Source organism: Paraburkholderia sp., from assembly GCF_047605525.1.
Lineage (GTDB): Bacteria > Pseudomonadota > Gammaproteobacteria > Burkholderiales > Burkholderiaceae > Paraburkholderia.
In genome coordinates, this window is record NZ_JASGFN010000006.1 from 39,104 (window position 1) to 59,033 (window position 19,930).

Genomic DNA, 19,930 nt, shown 5'->3' on the forward strand with positions numbered 1-19,930 from the left:
TTTGCCGAAGATTTCCGGCACAGATGTCAGGTGTACCATCGTCTCGCATGAGCGACTATTCCTCACAATGTTGACAGGCTATGAAGCAGAACTTCACAGTCAGGCAGGGCGCACTCGATGGCGTCGAGGTGTTCCTGAGCGTTGCCCAGCATCGCAGTTTTCGCCGGGCTGCCGCGGAACTCGGCGTGACGCCGTCGGCTGTCAGTCAGACGGTGCGTGTACTCGAAGAGCGCATCGGCGCGGCACTCTTTACCCGCACCACGCGCAGCGTCGGCCTGACCGAAGCCGGCGAACGGTTTCTGTCGCGCGCGAAGCCCGCCTTCGAGGAACTCGTCGCCGCGAGCGAGGTGGCGCGCGGACTCGGTCAACGCCCAACCGGCTTGCTGCGTCTTTCCGTGCCGCGCGCGGTGGTCCCGCTGTTGCTGGAGCCGCTGATCGCTTCCTTCTGCAAGGCCAATCCCGAAGTCGAGGTGGAAATCTCCGTGAACAAGGAGCTGATCGATCTTGCGGCGGAAGGATTCGACGCCGGCATCCGGCTCGGTCAGTTCGTCGCCGCCGACATGGTCGCGGTGCCAATGACGCCGCCGTTCCATCTCGTCGTCGTTGGCAGCCCTGCGTACTTCGCGCAGCGCAGCCGGCCCAAACACATCGACGACCTGCGCCAGCATGCCTGCCTGCGATGGCGGCGATCCAGCGGCGCGCTTGCGTTATGGTCGTTCAACGACAACGGTCATGCGGTCGAGATCGCCGTGTCCGGTCCACTCATCGCCAGCGATTTTCCGACCATGCTGGGCGCCGCGATCGAAGGCATCGGCCTTGCACAGCTACCCGCGCCGATGGTCGCCGAAGGATTGAAAACGGGCAAGCTGGTACGCGTGCTGCAGACATATGCGCCGGTGATACCGGGCGTGTTTCTCTACTATCCGGGCCGACGGCAGGTCCTGCCAAAGCTGCGCGCGTTCATCGATCATGTGAAGAGCCGCGCGGCGGCCGACGGCAAGGTCTCGGCCCAAGCCGACGCGACGCACACAGGATCGCGCAAAAAACGGTGATTTGTTAAAGTAACGCTCTATCCCAATCCGCCGCCCGCGGCTCAAAATCATGCGCACCACCCGAGCCATCCACGCCGTCGAGCGGCTGAAAACACGCAGCGGCAATCCACGCTTCGCCGCGATCAGCCTCTCCGGTGGCCTGTTCTATCTGGTCGACAGATCGAGCGGCGCCGACAGAAAAGTCTCCGATCCACTCACACTCGACGACTTCGTCAAATTCGTCGACGCATTCGGCCCGCAAAAACCGCGCAAGGCGAGCAAGCTCGATGTCGCGTTCGAAGCGCAGATCAAAAAAAGCAAGGGCGGCTGATGCCGCGCTCACGTCAGCGCTTCACACTGCTTCAATCCCCGTCCACTTCCCATCCGCGGCGCTGCTTCTGAGCACCGCATCGATAAAACGCAGACCCGCCACGCCATCGTCGACCGTCGTCAACAGCAGGCTTTCCGGCGGTAGCGCATGTCCTGCGTTCAATGCTTCGATCTGCAACGCCGCATCCTTGTACAACTGCGCGAACGCTTCCAGATAACCCTCAGGATGCCCCGCCGGCACACGCGTCGCATGCGCGGCAACCGCGCTTTTCACGCGCGCGCGGGTCAAGCGTTCAGCTGGGCCGCCGAGCGGCGTGAACCACAATGCATTTGGCTCCTCCTGATCGAACGCGAGCCCCGCCTTCGTGCCATATACGCGCAAACGCAGCGCATTCTCCGCGCCGCTCGCCACCTGACTCGCCCACAACATCCCGCGCGCGCCGTTCGAATAACGCAGCATCGCCTGCACATGATCGTCGATACGGCGCCCCGGCACGAACGTGTGCAATTCCGCCGACAGCGCATGCGGCATCATTCCCGTCACGAACGCGGCAAGCTGATATGCATGCGTGCCGATATCGCCGAGGCAACCCGCCGGCCCCGCCAGCGCCGGATCCGTGCGCCAAACCGCCTGCCGGTTCGCGCCGCCTGCTTCGACTGGTTCGGCGAGCCAATCCTGCGCGTATTCGACCTGCACCACGCGTATCTCGCCAAGCTCGCCGTGCTCGACCAGCTCGCGCGCATGCCGCACGAGCGGATAGCCCGAATAGGTATGCGTCAACGCAAAGAGCCGCTGCTTCTCGCGCGCGAGCTTCGCCAGCGCCTCGCCCTCCGCGAGCGAAACGGCAAGCGGCTTATCGCAGATCACGTGAATGCCCGCTTCGAGAAACGCCGTCGCAACCGGCGCATGCAGATGATTCGGCGTGACGATCGCGACCGCGTCGATGCCGTCGTCGCGCGCGGCTTCGGCGCGCGCCATCTCGCGCCAGTCCGCGTAGCCGCGCGCGATGCCGGCCTCGGCCGCACTCGCCCGCGCGCGTCGCGGATCGGACGACAGCGCGCCCGCCACCAGCTCGAAACGATCGTCGAGCCGCGCAGCGATCCGGTGCACCGCGCCGATAAACGCGCCCTGCCCGCCGCCGACCATGCCGAGTCTGAGCCTGCTTCGTTGCATTGCTTCCCGCTCCCCGCGTTGAGCCGCCATCACCATCGGGCCATCAAATGCCCAGCACGCTCTTCAACCGCGCGGCGTCGACACCGCTGCCGGCGAAATCGTCGAATGCATGCTCGGCCACGCGGATGATGTGGCGGCGAATGAACTCCGCGCCTTCACGCGCGCCGTCGTGCGGATGCTTCAACGCGCATTCCCATTCGAGCACGGCCCAGCCCGGAAAATCGAACTGCGCCATCTTCGAGAAGATCGCGCCGAAATCGATCTGCCCGTCGCCGAGCGAGCGAAAGCGTCCCGCGCGCTCGACCCAGCCGCTATAGCCGCCATACACGCCCTGCCTGCCGGTCGGCCGGAACTCCGCGTCCTTCACATGAAACGCCTTGATGCGCTCGTGATAGATATCGATGAACGCGAGGTAATCGAGCTGCTGCAGCACGAAATGGCTCGGGTCATAGAGGATGTTCGCGCGCGAATGCTGTTTGACCGCGGCGAGAAAACGCTCGAACGTCACGCCGTCGTACAGGTCTTCGCCCGGATGCAGCTCGTAGCAGACGTCGACGCCGGCCGCATCGAACGCATCGAGAATCGGTGTCCAGCGGCGCGCGAGTTCGTCGAAGGCGGCCTCGACGAGACCGGCCGGACGCTGCGGCCACGGGTACAGATACGGCCACGCGAGCGCGCCCGAAAACGACACATGCGTATTCAGCCCCAGGCGCCGCGATGCCTGCGCCGCGAGCTTCATCTGCGCGATCGCCCATTGCGTGCGCGCCGCCGCGTTGCCGCGCACGTGCGGCGCGGCGAAGCCGTCGAACAACGTGTCGTAGGCCGGATGCACGGCGACCAGTTGCCCTTGCAGATGCGTCGACAGTTCGGTGATCGTCACACCCGCGTCGTCGGCAATCTCGCGCAGTTCGTCGCAATACGCGTCGCTCGTGGCCGCTTTGTCGAGATCGATCAGGCGCGGATCGCACGGCACCTGGATCCCCTTGAAGCCGAGCCCGGCGGCCCAGCCCGCCAGATGCGCGAGATCGTCGAACGGCACGTCGTCGCCCATGAACTGGGCGAGAAAGATCGCCGGCCCCTTGATGGTTTTCATCGTACGGCTCCTCCAACCTTGCGCGCGCGGGCAACCTCCTCCGCATAACCGGGATACGCCCGCGCGCGCTGCACGCCGCTCAGAACGGCGAGTCCGGAAAATAGAATTGCTGCGCGTTTTCCTTCGTGATCAGCACCGACGGGATGATCGTCGTGGCCGGCAGCTTGTCGCCCTTCAGACGCGCTTCGGCGGTGAGCTTGATCGCGTCGTAGATGAATTTCGGCGAGTACGACACGTCCGCCTGGATCATCGGCGCGCCGTCCATCACGTTCTTCACCATGCCCTTCGAGCCCGCGCCGCCGAACACGATCTTGATGTCGTTGCGTTTGGCCTGATCGATCGCCTTGATCACGCCGACCGCCATGTCGTCGTCGGCGGCCCAGACGGCGTCGATATGCTTGAAGCGCGTCAGGTAGTCCTGCATCACCTTGAACGCGTCGTCGCGATTCCAGTTCGCGTACTTCGCATCGAGAATCCTGATGTTCGGGTAGTTCTTCATCACGCCGGTGAAGGCGGTCCAGCGCTCGTTGTCGAGCGTGGTCGGAATGCCGCGCAGCGCGACGATGTTGCCCTTGCCGTCGAGCGCCTTCGCCAGGTACTCGGCGGGGATCTTGCCGAACGCGGTGTTGTCGCCGGCCACGTACGCATCCTGCGCGCTCGTGTCAGTCAGGCCGCGATCGACGACCGTCACGTACACGCCCTTCTTCTTCACCTGCGCGACCGGCTGCGTGAGCGACGCCGATTCATACGGGAAGATCACGAGCGCGTTGATCTTGTTGACGGTCACGAGGTCCTGCAACTGGTTCGCCTGCTCGGGCGCGTTGGCCGCCGTTTTCACGATCACCTTCAGATCGGGATGCGCTTTCTCGAGATCGGCCTTTGCCTTGTTCGCCCACCAGACGATGCCGCCGGTGAAGCCGTGGTCGGCCGTCGGAATCGCGACGCCCAGCGTGACCTTGTCGTCGGCGCGCGCCGCGCCCGCCGTGCCCAGTATCCCCAACGCCAGCATGCCGGCGCCGATCGCTCGAATGACCTGCTTCATGGTTGTGTCTCCATTGATGAGGCGTTCGGGCGCCCCGTTTTTCGGACCTGCCGTTGCACTGCCGCTGCCACTCTGCTGCTACCGCCGCCCCCGCTGCACGAAGGCGACGAAAATAATCACCACGCCCTGCACCGCCGCGTTCAGATACACGCTGATGATGCTGGTCAGATTGAGAATGTTCGCGATCACCGACAGCAGGATCGCGCCGATCACCGTGCCGATCACGCGCCCCTCGCCGCCCTTGAGCGCCGTGCCGCCGACCACCACCGACGCGATCGCCTCCAGCTCCCACAACAATCCCGTGGTCGGCGTGGCCGACCCGAGGCGCGGCACGTAAAGCACGGTCGCAACGCCGACGCAGATGCCGAGCAGCACATACGTGACGATCTTCACCGTATCGACGCGAATCGCCGCATAACGCGCGACCTGTTCGTTCGAGCCGATCGCCTGCACGTGCCGGCCGAACGCGGTGCGATTGAGGATCAGCGCGCCGCCCGCGGCGACCACGAGAAACACCCAGATCGGCACCGGCACGCCGAACAGGCTCGCGTAATAGACGGGCCCGTAGAGATCGGATAACGAATCGTTGAGCGTCAACGCGCCGCCGTCGGCGAGCCACGTGAGCACCGCGCGAAAAATCCCTAGCGTGCCGAGCGTGACGATGAACGGCTCGATGCGCCCTTTGGTAATCAGCAAGCCATGCGCGCAGCCGAACAGCGCGCCGAGCGCGAGCGCCGCGACGATGCCGATCGCCACGATCGCGAGCGGCGCGAGCGCATGGCCGGCCGCGCCCGATGCCAACGCGTTCATCAGCCAGATCATGCTGCCCGCGATCAGCGCGGCCATCGAGCCGACCGACAGATCGATGCCGCCCGAAATGATCACGAAGGTCATGCCGACCGCGATGATGCCGATGAACGACGTGCGCGTGAGCACGTTCATCAGGTTGTCGAACGTGGCGAAATCGCGATTGAGCAGCGTGCCGACGATGCACAGCAGGATCAGCCCGACCAGCGGCCCGAGCGCGTAGAGACGATGCGCGAGGCGCAGCGCGCGGCCGGCTTGCACGGCCTCAGTGGGTGCCGGTCGCATGAGCGATCAACTCCTCTTCGGTCAGATGTTCGAGCGTGAGCGTCGCCTGCAGGCGTCCCGCGCGCATCACCGCGACGCGATGGCACAAGCCGATCAGCTCGATCAGTTCGGATGAAATGACGATCACCGCGCGGCCCTGCGCGGCGAGCCGATGAATCAGGAAATAGATGTCGCGTTTCGCGCCCACGTCGACGCCGCGCGTCGGCTCGTCGAGCACGATCACGTTCGGGTTGGGTTGCAGGAACTTCGCGAGCGCGAGCTTCTGCTGATTGCCGCCGGACAGCATGCGCGCGCGGCTCGACAGGTCGCCGGTGCGAATGCCGAATTCGCCGACCGCCTGCGTCAGCGCCGTGCGCGCCGCTTTCATGTCGAGCAGCGGATGCGCGTAGCGTTCGAGCGTCATCAGCGTGACGTTGTCCTGCAGGCTCAGATCGACGTGCAGGCCCTTGCCCTTGCGGTCCTCGCTCAGATAGGTGAGGCCGTGGCGCATCGCGTCGCGCGGGCTCTTCAGATCGACGTGCCGGCCCGCGATCTCGATGTCGCCGGCCGTGCGCTTGCGCAGCCCGATGATCGCCTCGAATGCCTCGGTGCGACCCGCGCCGACGAGGCCCGCGAAACCGAACACTTCGCCCGCGCGCACGTCGAAGCTCAGGTCCTCGACCCAGTCCGGCACCGTGAGGCCGCTCACCCGCAACGCGACGGGCGTATCGGCGGGCACGGTCAGCTTGTCGGGGAACATGTCGGACAGCTCGCGCCCGACCATCAGGTTCGCCATCTGCTGACGCGCGAGCCCCGCGGTCTCGCCGCGCGCGACAAAGCGGCCGTCGCGCATCACGATCACTTCATCGGTGATGCGCTCGACTTCGTCGAGCTTGTGCGAGATGTAGACGATCGTCACGCCGTCGGCCTTCAGTTTCGTCATCAGCGCGAAGAGCCGTTCGGTTTCGGCGGGCGTCAGCGTCGCGGTCGGCTCGTCCATGATCAGCAGACGCGCGCGCCGCGACAGCGCCTTCGCGATCTCGACCATCTGCTTTTCCGCGACGATCAGCTCGCGCACCTTCGTGTCCGGCGCGCGCTCGAGCCCGACCTGCTCGAGATAGCGCGCGGCGTCGGCGCGCATCGCGGCATCGTCGACGAACCAGCCGCGCCGTTTTTCGTGGCCGAGGTACATGTTCTGCGCGATCGTCAGATGCTCGGCGAGATTGAACTCCTGGTGAATCAGCACGATGCCCTGCGCCTCGGCATCGCGCGAACCGGCAAAGTGCTGCTCGCGACCGTCGACGAATACGCTGCCCGAACTCGCCACCTCATAACCGGCGAGGATTTTCATCAGCGTCGACTTGCCCGCGCCGTTTTCGCCGAGCAGTCCGTAGATGCGCCCCGGCGCGAGCTCGAAGCTCACGCCGTGCAGCACGCGCACCGGGCCGAAGTCCTTGCGGATGTCGTCGAAGCGGATCGCGAGGCTCATGGCTCAGGCGCTCCCGCGAATCACGAGGCGATGCGGCAGCAGCACGCCGGGCACATTGGCCTGCGGATTCGCGAGGCGCTGCAACAGCAGCCGCGCGGCGGTTTCGCCGAGTTCGCGCATCGGCTGCGCGATCGTCGTGAGCGGCGGATCGATCTGCGCGGCCAGCGAGATGTCGTCGAAGCCGGCCACCGCGACGTCGTCGGGCACCCGCTTGCCGACGCTGCGCAAGCCGTGGATCACGCCGATCGCGAGCGTGTCCGACACCGCGAAAATCGCGCTCGGCGCCTCGGGTTGCCGCATCAGCGCGGCCGCGGCCGACGCGCCCGCCTCGTAGTCGAGGCTGTTCAGATTCATGCGCCAGCGCGGGTCGGGCGCGATGCCCGCGTCGCTCAATGCGTCGAGATAGCCCTGCTGACGCTGCCGCGCGTACAGATAGTCGACGTCGGAGTTGATGAGCCCGATGCGCCGGTGGCCGCGCGCAAGCAGATGCCGCACCGCGTCGCCCGCGGCCCGGTAATTGTCGATGCCGACGTACGGCACGCCGACCGCCGGATCGAACTCGCAGCACGCGACCCACGGCAACGCCTGCGACGCCTCGCCGAGCGCCTGCTGGATCGTCGCCGGATCGAGGCAGATCGCGCCGTCCGCGCGGCGGCGGCGCAGCATGTCGAAGTAGCTGCGCTCGCGCCCAGGGTCCGCGCCGGTGTCGCACAGCAGCATGAAATAGCCGTGCTGACGCGCGACGCTGTCGATGCCGCGCACGATCTCCGCGTAGAACGGATTGCCGAAGTCCGGCACCATCGTCAGCAGCAGGCGGCTTTCCGCGGTGCGCAGATTGCGCGCCAGTTCGTTGACGCGGTAGCCGCTCGCGTCGATCGCGGCGAGCACCCTGTCGCGCGTGGCGGGCCGCACGTTCTCGTGGCCGTTCAGCACGCGCGACACCGTCGCGACCGACACGCCGGCCTGCTGGGCAACGCCGGCAATCGACGGCCCTTCGGCCGCGCCCGGCTTCATGGCGGACTGGCCGGCTGCGCCTGACAGCACGGCCGGCGACGATCGGGACGGCGTTCCGGACACGGACACTCGCGGGGTAAATGTAATCGATTACATTCTGTAGCGATGCCGCCACGAATCGCAAGGGCGGATCGCTAGGGATTAACACGGGGCCGGGGCGCGCCGGCCTGAGCGCCCGCCTGGCTCACCCTGGCCCGGCGATTGCCCGATCGTTGCCTGACTGTTGCCCGCGAGCGTCCGGCGCGACCCCGCCATTTGATACAATCCCGCAGTTACCCTGACGCGGCTTGCAATCCGAAGGCTTTCCGCGAGGCCGCGCCCGACGGCAACCAGCCGCGGCAAAAGTCAGGGCAAAAAGTCCGCGGCACACCCCGCCCGCTCGCCAAACCAAAACCGCCGAATCCACCATGAACATCGAGCAAGCGCGTTTCAACATGATCGAACAGCAGATCCGCCCCTGGGAAGTGCTCGACCAGGACGTGCTGAATCTGCTGTCGATCGTCAAACGTGAGAATTTCGTCCCCGCCGCCTACCGCGATCTCGCTTTCGCCGACTTCGAAGTGCCGCTGCCGGCCGGCCAGCACATGCTGGCGCCGCGCGTCGAGGCGCGCACCCTGCAGGAACTGGCGGTGAAGAAGCACGAAAGCGTGCTCGAAATCGGCGCGGGTTCGGGTTACATGGCGGCGCTGCTCGCGCATCGCGCGCAGCACGTGCTGACCGTCGACATCGAACCGGAACTCGCCGAACTGGCGAAGAGCAACCTGATCGCCAATGGCGTGCTGAACGCCGAAGTCGCGACCGGCGACGCATCGCGCGGCTGGGCCGGCGCCGCGCCCTACGACGTGATCTGCGTATCGGGCGGCCTGCCGGTGCTGCCGCAGGAAATCCTCGAACAGTTGAAGGTTGGCGGCCGTCTCGCGGCGTTCGTCGGCACCGCGCCGGTCATGAAGGCGCAAATCATCACGCGTATCGACGAGAAGCAGTACCGCATCGCCGATGTGTTCGAAACCTACGTCGAGCCGCTGACCAACGCGGTGCAGCCGACGCGTTTCAGGTTCTAGGCCGTACTTCAAGCCGGCTTCCGGGCCGCGTCATCGAGCCGGACGGCGCGCCTGTCGCCGTCCGCGTCACCAGCGCCCCAGGCACACCCCGTCTCACGATATCGATTTCCGCAGCACGGTCATCTCGTTGCGAATGACCGGCCGCGCGATGGCCGCGAAGGCGGTCACGAGGCGCGCCTGCGCCTGATACTGCGGATACAGCAACGCCACTTCATTCGGAATGTCGATGGTGAACGGCCGGATCTCGATGCCGCCGTTCAGATACTCGTCTCGCGCCGCAAGCGGATTGACGAGACTCACGCCCATGCCCGCGCGCACCATCGCGCACACCGACGAGCCCAGACTCGCCTCGGCCACGATCTGTCGCGACACATGCTCGGCCGCGAAGACATCGTCGATCGTGGAGCGCAGCAGGCTTTCGCCGGTCGGCGAGATGAAGTGCTGATTCGCGAAGTGCGCGGGCTTGAGCCTGCGCCACCGGCATAACGGATGATGTTTCGGCAACACGGCCACGCAGCGCAGCGTCGCTATCGATTCAATGCGCACGCCCGGTGCATCGCCGGTGAGCAATGCGAGCCCCGTGTCGCAAAAGCCGGAGCGCACCCAGTCCTTGACCGACACCGCGTTGCCCGAATGAATCGACACCAGGACGTCGGGATGCGCCGCATGAAACTCCGCGACGATCTTCACGAGCAGATCGCCGGCGAGCCGGGGCATCGCCGCCACGCTCAGACGCGCCGCGCTGAACGAGCGGATATTGGCCGCCACCGATTCGAGTTCGGCGAGCCCCGCGAATGTTCGCTCCACTTCACGATGAAAACGCAAGCCGTCCTGCGTCGGACTCAGCCGGCTGCCATTGCGCTCGAACAGCGGAAATTGCGTGATCGCTTCCAGTTGCGACACGAGCCGGCTGACCTGCGGCTGCGACGTATGTATCGCGCGCGCCGCGGTGGTCATCGAGTTGGTAGACATCACGGCGCGAAACGCTTCGATATGGCGCACGCCGAGCTTCAGTTTCAGCATATCAATTCTGAATTGAACGATGCGAGACAGGTATTGGACTTTAGCATAATGGCGACCGATATTGACTGCGTCGCCGCGCGCCAGCGCCGTGCGTCCCCGCTTCATCACACCGCTCGCAGCGGCGAGCACAACGATCTCGGACGAACGCCAGAACCATGAACGCACCTTCGATGTTGAAATCCGCCGTGCTGATCGCCGCGGCGCTCGCGGGAATCGGCCTCACGTCCGGCGCGCACGCCGATGCGCCCAGCCGCCTCGACCGCATCAGGCAGACGGGTACGCTGTCGATCGGCTATCCGACCAGCTCGCTGCCGTTCGCGTATCTGGACAACGCGCATCAGCCGGTCGGGTATTCGGTGGAAATCTGCCAGCGCATCGCGGACCACCTGAAAAAGGACCTCGCGCTGCCCGATCTGAAGATTCGCTACGTGCCGGTCACGTCGGCCACGCGCCTGCCGCTGCTGCAGAACGGCACGATCGATCTGGAGTGCGGCAACACGACCAACACGGTCGAGCGTCACAAGCTCGTGTCGTTCTCGCCGACGACCTTCGTCACGAAAGTCGTGCTGATGGCGCGCAAGGACAGCGACCTCGACGTGAACAATCCCGCTGCGTTCGCGGGCAAAACCGTGACGAGTCTCGCGGGCGGTCTCGATCTGCAGATCATCCAGCAGATCAGCAACCAGCAGCATCTGAACATTTCGGTGCTGCCGGTCAACGATACGGCCGCGACGTTCATCGCCGTCAAGACGGGCCGGGCGATGGCGATGTCGACCGACGACGGCCTCGCGTATGCGCTCGTCGCCACCTCCGGCGCGCCGCAGGATTACGTGGTCGGCACGAAAGCGATGCTGCTCGCGCCCTATGGCATCGTCGAGCCGAAAGACGATCCGCGCTTCAAGCAGGCGGTGGACGACGCGGTGCTCGATCTGATGAAGACGAAGCAGATTTACGCGCTCTACGACAAGTGGTTCAACTCGCCGGTGCCGCCCGCCGGTGTGAACCTGAAATATCCGATGAGCGCGGAGCTCAGGCACGCAATCGAGCATCCGTCCGATTCGGGCGATCCGTCGGCCTACGTCGTCAGTCAGTAACGACATAAGCGCGCGCGCCGCGTGCGCCGGTTCGTCAGGCCACTTCATCACGATTCCGAGCCGCCATGAACTATCAGTGGAGCTGGGCCAGTTTCAACGATCTGTCGCCCGATGGGTTGCACACCTATCTGCAGACGCTGCTGAACGGCACCGGATGGACGATCGCGCTGTCGCTCAGCGCGTATCTGTTCGCGCTCGTGCTCGGCGCGGTGATCGGCGTGATGCGGACGGTCGAATCGAAAACGGCGCGCGCGGTTGCCGCCACGTACGTCGAGCTGTTCCGCAACATTCCGCTGCTGGTACAGATGTTCCTCTGGTACTTCGTATTGCCCGAGTTGCTGCCGAAGGCGCTCGGCACGGCGATCAAGCAGATGCCGCAGCCGTGGAACCAGTTTTTCCCCGCGCTGCTGTGTCTCGGCTTCTACGAGACCGCGCGCATTGCGGAGACGCTGCGCTCCGGCATCCGCTCGTTGCGCGCGGGGCAGCGTCAGGCCGCGCTCGCACTGGGCCTGACCGGCACGCAGGCGTATCGCTTCGTGATCCTGCCGCAGGCGTTTCGCGTCGTCATCCCGCCGCTCACGTCGGAGTTCATGAGCATGATCAAGAGCTCGTCGGTCGCGATGACGATCGGTCTGCTCGAACTCACCGGCGCGGCGCGTTCGATGCAGGAATTCAGCTTCCATATTTTCGAGGCGTTCAGCGCGGCGACGATCATCTACTTCGTGATCAACACGATCGTCGTGTACGGGCTGATGCTCTTCGAGCGCAAAGTGGCGGCACCCGCCGTGCGTGCGCGTGCGAAGTCCGCCACGCTGACGCTCACCGACGCCGGACAGTCATAGGAGCACGACGATGTCGTCATCCGGGTTCCACGAAATCGTCGCGGCGCTGCCGTATCTGTTCAAGACCGGCATGACGTTCTCGCTGACGCTGACCACGCTCGCCGCCGTATTCGGCCTGTTGCTCGGCACGCTGCTCGCAATCTGCCGGATGTCGACGTCGAAGCTGATTTCGGTACCGGCCACGCTGTACGTGAACGGCATGCGTTCGGTACCGCTGCTGCTGGTCATTTTCTGGTTCTACTTTCTCGCGCCGTATGTGGGCGCATGGCTGACGCATGCGCCGATGCCGATCGAAGTGGGCGCGTATCGTTCGGCGGTGATCACGTTCACGCTGTTCGAAGCCGCGTACTTCTGCGAAATCATGCGCGCCGGCATCGCATCGATTTCACATGGACAGAAGCAGGCCGCGCTCGCGCTCGGGCTGACGCCGCGCCAGACGATGCTCACGGTGATCCTGCCGCAAGCCTTGCGCAACATGACGCCCGCGCTGCTCACGCGGGTCATCACGCTGTTTCAGGACACGTCGCTGGTGTACGTGCTGTCGATGACGGACTTCTTCGGCACCGCATCGGAAATCGCTTCGCGCGACGGCAGCACCGTGCAGATGTATCTGTTCGCGGCCGCCGTGTATTTCGTGATCTGCTTCGGCGCATCGCGCTTCGTCAGGCGTTTCGACATGGCGCGGCACGCGCATTGATTCAACCAGGATGAACGCATGATCCAGATCGAGAACGTCAGCAAATGGTACGGCGCGTTTCGCGTGCTGACCGGGTGCAGCACGCAGGTCGCGCGCGGCGAAGTCGTCGTCGTGTGCGGTCCGTCCGGTTCCGGCAAGTCGACGCTCATCAAGACCGTCAACGGTCTCGAAGCCGTGCAGGAAGGCGATATCCGCATCGACGGCATGCACGTGACCGGTCCGCGCGCCGACCTCGGCAGGATCCGTGCGCGCGCCGGCATGGTCTTTCAGGGGTTCGATCTGTTTCCGCATCTGAGCGTGCTCGACAACCTGTGTCTCGCGCAGACGCGCGTGCTCAAACGCCATCGCGACGCGGCGCGGGCGCGCGGCCTGCAACTGCTCGAACGGGTGGGCCTTGCCGCGCATCGCCACAAGTTTCCCAGCGCGCTGTCCGGCGGCCAGCAACAGCGCGTCGCGATTGCACGCGCGCTCGCGATGGACCCGGCCGTCATGCTGTTCGACGAACCTACGTCCGCGCTCGATCCCGAAATGGTCAACGAAGTGCTCGACGTGATGACCGACCTCGCGCGCGAAGGCATGACGATGATGGTCGTCACGCACGAGATGGGCTTCGCGCAACGCGTCGCGGATCGCGTCGTGTTCATGGATGCGGGCCGCATCGTCGAGGACTGCACGAAAGACGATTTCTTCGGCAATCCGTCGGGACGCAGCGATCGCTCGCGTCACTTCCTGTCGAAGATCCTTCAACACTAGCGCCCATTGAACCGCCATGCAGGACTTTCCCGTTTTCGACCCCCGCTACGCAAAATACGCGCGTCTGACCGATCTGCGCAGCGACACCGTGACCCGCCCGACCGAGGCCATGTACGAACGCATGCGCGCGGCGCCCATCGGCGACGATGGCCTCGATGGCGATCCTTCGGTACAGCAGCTCGAAGCCGCTGTCGCGACGATGCTCGGCAAGGAAGCGGGCCTTTACGTGCCGACCTGCACGATGGCGAATCTGCTCGCCGTGCTCGCGCATACGCAGCGGCATCAGCAGGTCGTGCTGGAAGCGAACGCGCATATGTTCACGACGGAGCGCGGCGGCTCGCTGCTGGCCGGGCTCGCGTACACGCCCGTCGAGGGCAGCATGGGCGCGATGGATCTGAACCGGCTCGCGACGGCGATCAAGCCGGGCGCGTACCGGATCGGTGTCGGTCTGATCGCGATGGAGACCTCGCACAACAACGCGGGAGGCGCCGTCCTGCCGCTCGATCACATGCGCGACGTGCACGCGCTCGCGCAACAGCGGGGCGTGCCGGTGCATATCGACGGCGCGCGTCTGATGAACGCGGCGGCAGCGCTGCGCGTGCCCGCCGCGACGCTCGGACAGCACGCGGAATCCGTGTCGCTGTGTCTGTCGAAAGGATTGAGCGCGCCGGTCGGCGCGGTGCTCGCCGCGAGCAGCAAGGCCATCGGCGTCGCGCGCGTGTATCGCAAGGTGCTGGGCGGCACGCAACGGCAGGCCGGCATCATGGCGGCCGCCGGACTCGAAGCCTTGCAGACGATGAGCGCGCGCATGACGGACGATCATGCGCAGGCGCGCGCGCTCAGCGAACGGCTCAACGCGATCGGCGCGCCGCTCGCCGCCAGCACGCCCGACACCAACATCGTGCAGGTGCGGGTCGGCGATACCGGCATGAGCAGCCATCAATGGGTCGACGCCCTGAGCGAACATGGCGTGCTCACGCGTCCGTGGGGCGACACGACGCTGCGTTGCGTGACGCATCGTCATATCGAAGCAGAAGATATCGCGCACGCCGCCGACGCCTTCGCGCAGGTGCTGAAGCAGCGCGTCCACGCATGAGCATCGCGTGATGGACGCGTTGCAACACGCGTGCGACGCGCACATTCACGTGTTCGATCCGCGCTTCAGCGAAACGCTCGCTGCCGACGATATGTCTTCCGTCGCGGCCGCCGCCGACGACTACCGGCGCGTGCAGCCTCACTTCGGCACCTCGCGCGTGGTGATCGTCACGCCGCGCAATTACGACGTCGACAACGCCGTCACCGTCGATGCGATCCGTCAGCTCGGTCAGGAGCGCGCGCGTGGGATCGCGACGGTGCGGCCCGACATCACCGACAGGCAACTCGAAGCGCTGCACGCGGGCGGCATACGCGGCTTGCGCTTTACGCTCTACACACCGGATCACGCGCCGACGCGCTTCGACATGATCGAGCCGCTCGCGCAGCGCATCCGTGGGCTCGGCTGGCATCTCCAACTTCACTGGACCGCCGCGCAGATCGTCGAGCATCGCGCGCTGGTCGAGCGCCTGCCCGTCCAGTTCGTATTCGATCACTTCGCGCGGCTGCCGCTGCCCGATGCGTTGACCCACCCGGCGTGCGCGCTCGTCACGGGATGGCTGCGCGAAGGTCGCGCGTGGCTGAAGCTGTCCGCGCCGTATCTCGACTCGCGAAGCGGCGCGGCATCCGGCTATGCGGACATGAATGCTCTTGCGCGGCACTGGATCGACGTGGCGCCCGATCGTCTCGTATGGGGCAGCGACTGGCCGCATACGTCGAAGCAACCGCCGCCCTCGCCTCGATCGATCGCCGCAACGCAACGCGCATGGTTTGCATCGCCGGCGATCAGGCAGCAGATTCTGGTCGACAATCCAGCAGCCCTTTACGGGTTTTGAATTGACTGTCTCAATCGTCCACGGGTACCAAACCTAGCGTCAAATCCCCGGCCGCAGCGTGATCGTGAACATGCGCGGGGCCTCGCCGTTTTCGTCGCGCGGCATCGGGTCGGAGCGCCTGATCGCTTCGAGCGCGGCCTTATCCCAGCGGCGGTCGCCGCTCGAGCGCACGATCCTCGCCGATTCGAGGCTGCCCGACGACGCGCAACGCACTTCGATCACGGTTTCCCGATTGCTCGCGTTGCCATCCCAGACGATGTTCGGACGCACGCGCTGCCGCACCATCTCCGCGTAATCGAACACCTTCGGCGCGGCGGCCGGCTGCTGGGCCGACTGTCGCGCCGCCGCCATCGCCGCCAGATTCTTCAGCGCTGTGGCGATGGCCGCCGCCGAACGTTTCTGGTCTTCGATGGCCGCGACCATCACCCAGTCGCGCTGCGGCTGCGGCGTGGCATCGAACGCATGCCGGTAGAAACGCGTGGCCTTGCACCACGCTTGCGGCGAAAGATCCGCCGCCCTGCCGCTCAGCAACGCCCCGAGGTCTTCCGTCCCGGATGGGTCGTGTTTCAGCGCGGCCGCGATCGACGCCGACAGCGCCAGTTGTCCTTGCAACCGCTGTCCAGGGGTGATTTGCGACGGCGGCGTGCTTTGCGTCGCCTGCTTGAGCAGATGAAACAGCGACTGCAGTTGAGCGCGAAGCTCCGCATCGCTCTCCGCGCCCAATGTCATGTAGCGCGACGTCACGAGCTGCGCGTTCTTGACCCCGCCGCAGTCCGCCGGCGCGTTGTCGAACGCCCGTGTCGTCATCGCCGTCAGTTGTTCGCGGTCCTCCTGCGAGATTCTCACCATGCCGTCCAGCATCGCCAGCCCGCGCGACAACGCAGCCGGACCCGCGGCAGCCGGGTTGTCAGCGGATGAAAAGAAGCGCTTGATGTCCGGATCGGCCACGACCTGCCGCGCCCAGTCCGCCAGGAGCTTCGCCTTCGACGAGCCGGGATCGATGCCGAACCGGGCCAGCATGCCCGGATCGAGCGGCTTGCCGAGGTCGAACGGGAGGGCCGTGGCCAGAAGCGACGGATTGGCGGCGCTGACCGGAAACGACGGCGCCGCGGCCGGACTGTTCAGCGCCGCCGCCATGCCCTGGCCGGCGCGAGGCGCAGCGGCGTTCGGGCGTGACCCAGGGAAAAAGAAATTCGTTTCGACCGCGACGGACTTGCCGTCCGTGCCGGTGAAAGGCCGGCACTGGGCGCGCCGCGACGCTTGCAGCGCGGCATTGTCGAAGGCTGGATCGCCGGACGATTTCTCCACGATCGCGTCGCTGATTTCGCCACGCTCATTGATCCAGACCCGGACGACGGCGTCGGAGCGCGCCGCCGGCCCGCCGGCGAGAGCGGCGGCTTTCAGATCGTCGGCGGACAAAGCATAGCTGCAGCCGATGGTTCGCGCGGGCACGTACGGCGACATGGGCGCGACGTCTACATTCGCCTGTGCCGCCGTCATGCCGGCAAGACCGGCGACCATGAAGGCGATGGCACGCACCGCTTTGCCGGCACGCACGCGCGGCAATGAACCCCAATGACTGGATATCTGCATTTTTGTATTCTTTTGCCGGATCGGCAGTCGCATGACTGCAAACCGGCAGTATCGAGTTGCGCTGGCCTTGATCGGTCCTTGATTGGGCCCTTATCTGCCCTTTACCTGAACTTCGAAAACCGCCTGATTATCGTGCATTCCGATGTCGATCGTGGTTTGTTCGCGAACAGAAAAGCGTTACGTGGCTACTCTATTTTCGCTACCATACGGGCTTATTTCGTCGCTCCTCCTCCCTGAACCGAATACTCTTCCGCCGATGCAAAATCTGACCGCTCCCGCACTCGCCGAATGGCTCGCCGATACCTCGCGTCCCGCGCCCGTGCTGCTCGACGTGCGCGAGCCGTGGGAACTGCAAACCGCGTCGATCGCCGGCGTCGTGCCGATTCCGATGCGGGAGATTCCCGCGCGCAGCGAAGAACTCGACGACGACGCGCAGATCGTCTGCATCTGCCATCACGGCGCGCGCAGCGCGCAGGTCGCGATGTTCCTCGAATCGCGCGGCCATGCCAACGTGTTCAATCTGCAAGGCGGGATCGACGCGTGGTCGCGTCAGGTCGATCCGTCCGTGCCTACGTACTGAGATTTACTGCGGAGATTTACCGCGGAGATTTACCGCGGAGATTCACCGCGCGGTAGTAGCGCATTGAAGCGGCGCAAGGGCGGGCAGTCCTTGCGCCGTGTGTCGTTCTGTCTGCACCGGCAAGGGTGGCAAAAACCGCGCAATGCGGGCGCTTTTTCTGTTTCATCGAAAGCAGCGGAAATTTGGGCCGCCGCCCATATACGGACAACCTGTCGCACGGCAATTATCTGATCGCTGCCGATCCGGGCCGCGACTTCAGATAGATCGTCGACACACCTATGTCCCTGTCCGTATTCAAGATGCACTCCGTGGAGCTGAGCTGTCCGAGGCCATCAGGTGCCCGTTATGTCATCTGCAACGAGTTGCACTACAAGGCGTGCCTGAGAAAGGCCGCCGACCTCGAAAAGGCCGAGGCAGATACCCAGGAATTTCTCGGTATTGCCAACCTGAACCGTAGCGAATGGAAGGAAAACCAGAAGCTGGTGAAGAGCATCAGGCAGCGCTCCTGGCTGTGGTTTCATTATATTCCGGACGGAAACCCGGACTCAGTTGGCTGGTGGGTCATCAGTGCGCTTCTCGCCGAGGTGCGCCGGGGCTCCCTGCTTGCTATCAAAGGCCGCTGTGCTGACCTGTTTCCGCCACCTTGCCGCACGCCACTGACGATTCTCGCGGCGAGGGCAGTCAATCTCCCGGACGGCGAATCCATGCTGTCCAGCCGGTACGCCTTAACGCCGCTCGGCGATGCATTGCCGTTCGAATACATGCCGGAAGCGATGAGCGGTGACGCTGAATATCTGGCTGGTATTGGCAGCCGCGGCGACATGTATGCATGCGACATCATTTCAACCGAGTGCAAAGGGTCCGTGTTGCGCGAGTTTCCTGGCCAGTACCTAAACTCAACACTGGACGACATTGAGAGCGATGCGCAGGACGGGATAAAAGATGCCCGAAAAGCGCTTAAGCTGCTCAATGATGGACGATTCAAAAAATAGGACGATAGCCATGCCTCATCCGCTTTATGACCTGCTCGACAAACTTGACGATGCCAAAATTCACTATTCCCTAAGCCGCCAACGACCGGGCAGCGTGCTTGTTTCCGTAACCGTCGTCGGCCAGCGCATCGAAATTGACGTGTTCATCGATGGACATATGGAAGTGTCTCGTTTTCTTGGGCATGAAAATATCGAAGGCGGCGCGGAATTGATCGACTCAATTATTGCCCTTGGCTGACCTCCCGCAAGTAACGCAACATCTGTTTCCGCCACCTTGCAGCACGCCGCTGACGATTCTCGCGGCGAGGGCAGTCAATCTCCCGGACGGCGAACCCATGCTGTCCAGCCGGTACGATCCCGGCACCCGGCAAACCCCGTCGATCGCCGCACGCGCAGCCATGTCTGGTGGTAGCGGCGGCGGCCTGCTCGATGCGGCTGTCGCCGTCGTCGGTGCATTGGCCGGTGAAAGTACTGCGGACGCGGTTAGCACAGAGGGTAGCGATCTGACCGACGATGGGCACACCTCAACGCTGCTCGGCGATGCGCAGCCGTTCGAGTACACGCCAGGCGGCGACCTGAGTGACGACACAACGAAAGTAGCGGCTCCAATGTCGCCGATCAACTGCCGGTGAAGTACGAGAGCGATGGAGGGTTAATGAATAGCCAGAATAAAACATGGGGTTGGGAGCATGCAAGGAACAGCAGTTTGCTGATTAAAATATTTGGAGAGTATCCGTCATTTCATGATTCAGCCGTAAGAACATTTTGCATGCAGAGAAAGAGGCGATCATTTGAGAGTGCGCAAGGCAAGCCTTTACCGACTGGCCGCTCGCGTGATCTGGTCGATCTTGAGCTTGAAGTACTGCATAACCGCTATGGTCCACCTCGCAGTGATGGAAGTCCCGACTATCTGATTGCGCTTGAGTTTTTAGATATCAGGAGTTCCGAGATCGATGTAAACGCCATGCTCGAAGAAGCTTCGATAATGGATATGTCCTTATCCAGGGAATCGGATGGGTTAATAAGGTTTGATCTTATGCCCAATATTGGTCTCGATATACGCTTAACCTGCATGGAAGTTGTGGTCAGTTCTATCCAGCCCTATATTCGCGACGAATTTTAA

The 19,930-nt window shown here is 64.4% G+C and carries 22 protein-coding genes; 14 read left to right on the plus strand and 8 right to left on the minus strand.

The genetic code is table 11. From position 1 onward, the window contains the following. Nucleotides 1-80: 80 nt before the first annotated feature. Nucleotides 81-1,052, plus strand: coding sequence for a LysR family transcriptional regulator (locus QM685_RS10520; protein WP_415115491.1), 972 nt, complete (start codon nucleotides 81-83; stop codon nucleotides 1,050-1,052). A 49-nt stretch (nucleotides 1,053-1,101) separates the two neighbouring features. Next, nucleotides 1,102-1,362: a hypothetical protein gene (locus tag QM685_RS10525; RefSeq protein ID WP_415115493.1), complete on the plus strand. Its 261-nt coding sequence runs from the start codon at nucleotides 1,102-1,104 to the stop codon at nucleotides 1,360-1,362. 21 nt (nucleotides 1,363-1,383) lie between these two features. On the opposite strand, the gene QM685_RS10530 is transcribed toward QM685_RS10525, so the two are convergent. The 6 genes from QM685_RS10530 to QM685_RS10555 all read right to left on the minus strand — a co-directional run bounded on the left by QM685_RS10530 (nucleotide 1,384) and on the right by QM685_RS10555 (nucleotide 8,307). Further along, nucleotides 1,384-2,535 (minus strand): Gfo/Idh/MocA family protein, encoded by a 1,152-nt coding sequence (locus tag QM685_RS10530; RefSeq protein WP_415115495.1) that lies wholly within the window; start codon nucleotides 2,533-2,535, stop codon nucleotides 1,384-1,386. A gap of 43 nt (nucleotides 2,536-2,578) precedes the next feature. After that, nucleotides 2,579-3,628 carry a sugar phosphate isomerase/epimerase family protein gene (locus QM685_RS10535; protein WP_415115497.1) on the minus strand — a complete coding sequence of 350 codons (1,050 nt, stop codon included), beginning with the start codon at nucleotides 3,626-3,628 and terminating at the stop codon, nucleotides 2,579-2,581. Nucleotides 3,629-3,707: 79 nt separating this feature from the next. Beyond that, nucleotides 3,708-4,670, minus strand: coding sequence for a substrate-binding domain-containing protein (locus tag QM685_RS10540; protein ID WP_415115499.1), 963 nt, complete (start codon nucleotides 4,668-4,670; stop codon nucleotides 3,708-3,710). A gap of 78 nt (nucleotides 4,671-4,748) precedes the next feature. Further along, nucleotides 4,749-5,762 carry an ABC transporter permease gene (locus tag QM685_RS10545; protein WP_415115501.1) on the minus strand — a complete coding sequence of 338 codons (1,014 nt, stop codon included), beginning with the start codon at nucleotides 5,760-5,762 and terminating at the stop codon, nucleotides 4,749-4,751. Continuing rightward, nucleotides 5,743-7,230, minus strand: coding sequence for a sugar ABC transporter ATP-binding protein (locus QM685_RS10550; RefSeq protein ID WP_415115503.1), 1,488 nt, complete (start codon nucleotides 7,228-7,230; stop codon nucleotides 5,743-5,745). Before QM685_RS10550 ends, QM685_RS10545 begins: the two co-directional genes overlap by 20 nt. A gap of 3 nt (nucleotides 7,231-7,233) precedes the next feature. After that, complete coding sequence (locus QM685_RS10555; RefSeq protein ID WP_415115505.1) at nucleotides 7,234-8,307, minus strand: LacI family DNA-binding transcriptional regulator; 1,074 nt, start codon at nucleotides 8,305-8,307, stop codon at nucleotides 7,234-7,236. 344 nt (nucleotides 8,308-8,651) lie between these two features. Here QM685_RS10555 and QM685_RS10560 point away from each other — a divergent pair, with 344 nt between their 5' ends. After that, nucleotides 8,652-9,305 carry a protein-L-isoaspartate O-methyltransferase family protein gene (locus tag QM685_RS10560; protein ID WP_415115507.1) on the plus strand — a complete coding sequence of 218 codons (654 nt, stop codon included), beginning with the start codon at nucleotides 8,652-8,654 and terminating at the stop codon, nucleotides 9,303-9,305. 93 nt (nucleotides 9,306-9,398) lie between these two features. Here QM685_RS10560 and QM685_RS10565 read toward each other — a convergent pair whose 3' ends face one another. Then, a complete protein-coding gene (locus QM685_RS10565; protein ID WP_415115509.1) occupies nucleotides 9,399-10,328 on the minus strand; it encodes a LysR substrate-binding domain-containing protein in 930 nt (309 codons plus the stop codon). A 155-nt stretch (nucleotides 10,329-10,483) separates the two neighbouring features. Here QM685_RS10565 and QM685_RS10570 point away from each other — a divergent pair, with 155 nt between their 5' ends. From QM685_RS10570 to QM685_RS10595, 6 genes are all read left to right on the plus strand, one after another. After that, a complete protein-coding gene (locus tag QM685_RS10570; protein WP_415115511.1) occupies nucleotides 10,484-11,422 on the plus strand; it encodes an amino acid ABC transporter substrate-binding protein in 939 nt (312 codons plus the stop codon). Nucleotides 11,423-11,487: 65 nt separating this feature from the next. Further along, on the plus strand, nucleotides 11,488-12,264 hold the full coding sequence (locus tag QM685_RS10575) for an amino acid ABC transporter permease (RefSeq protein ID WP_415115512.1): 777 nt from the start codon (nucleotides 11,488-11,490) through the stop codon (nucleotides 12,262-12,264). A gap of 10 nt (nucleotides 12,265-12,274) precedes the next feature. Then, nucleotides 12,275-12,961, plus strand: a complete 687-nt coding sequence (locus tag QM685_RS10580; protein WP_415115513.1) for an amino acid ABC transporter permease — start codon at nucleotides 12,275-12,277, stop codon at nucleotides 12,959-12,961. Between the two features lie 18 nt (nucleotides 12,962-12,979). Beyond that, nucleotides 12,980-13,714: an amino acid ABC transporter ATP-binding protein gene (locus tag QM685_RS10585; protein WP_415115515.1), complete on the plus strand. Its 735-nt coding sequence runs from the start codon at nucleotides 12,980-12,982 to the stop codon at nucleotides 13,712-13,714. A 16-nt stretch (nucleotides 13,715-13,730) separates the two neighbouring features. Beyond that, a complete protein-coding gene (locus QM685_RS10590) occupies nucleotides 13,731-14,810 on the plus strand; it encodes a threonine aldolase family protein (RefSeq protein WP_415115517.1) in 1,080 nt (359 codons plus the stop codon). A 10-nt stretch (nucleotides 14,811-14,820) separates the two neighbouring features. Further along, entirely contained in the window at nucleotides 14,821-15,642 is an 822-nt protein-coding gene (locus QM685_RS10595) for an amidohydrolase family protein (RefSeq protein ID WP_415115519.1), read from the plus strand. Between the two features lie 39 nt (nucleotides 15,643-15,681). On the opposite strand, the gene tolA is transcribed toward QM685_RS10595, so the two are convergent. Beyond that, on the minus strand, nucleotides 15,682-17,235 hold the full coding sequence (tolA, locus tag QM685_RS10600) for a cell envelope integrity protein TolA (RefSeq protein WP_415115521.1): 1,554 nt from the start codon (nucleotides 17,233-17,235) through the stop codon (nucleotides 15,682-15,684). A gap of 256 nt (nucleotides 17,236-17,491) precedes the next feature. Here tolA and QM685_RS10605 point away from each other — a divergent pair, with 256 nt between their 5' ends. From QM685_RS10605 to QM685_RS10625, 5 genes are all read left to right on the plus strand, one after another. Next, a complete protein-coding gene (locus QM685_RS10605) occupies nucleotides 17,492-17,815 on the plus strand; it encodes a rhodanese-like domain-containing protein (RefSeq protein WP_415115523.1) in 324 nt (107 codons plus the stop codon). A gap of 278 nt (nucleotides 17,816-18,093) precedes the next feature. Next, the gene (locus tag QM685_RS10610; RefSeq protein WP_415115525.1) at nucleotides 18,094-18,807 is read left to right on the plus strand and encodes a hypothetical protein; all 714 of its coding nucleotides are present in this window, start codon (nucleotides 18,094-18,096) and stop codon (nucleotides 18,805-18,807) included. A 10-nt stretch (nucleotides 18,808-18,817) separates the two neighbouring features. Then, nucleotides 18,818-19,045, plus strand: coding sequence for a hypothetical protein (locus QM685_RS10615; protein ID WP_415115527.1), 228 nt, complete (start codon nucleotides 18,818-18,820; stop codon nucleotides 19,043-19,045). Between the two features lie 97 nt (nucleotides 19,046-19,142). Next, nucleotides 19,143-19,439 (plus strand): hypothetical protein, encoded by a 297-nt coding sequence (locus QM685_RS10620; protein ID WP_415115529.1) that lies wholly within the window; start codon nucleotides 19,143-19,145, stop codon nucleotides 19,437-19,439. Between the two features lie 23 nt (nucleotides 19,440-19,462). Then, on the plus strand, nucleotides 19,463-19,930 hold the full coding sequence (locus QM685_RS10625) for a hypothetical protein (protein WP_415115531.1): 468 nt from the start codon (nucleotides 19,463-19,465) through the stop codon (nucleotides 19,928-19,930).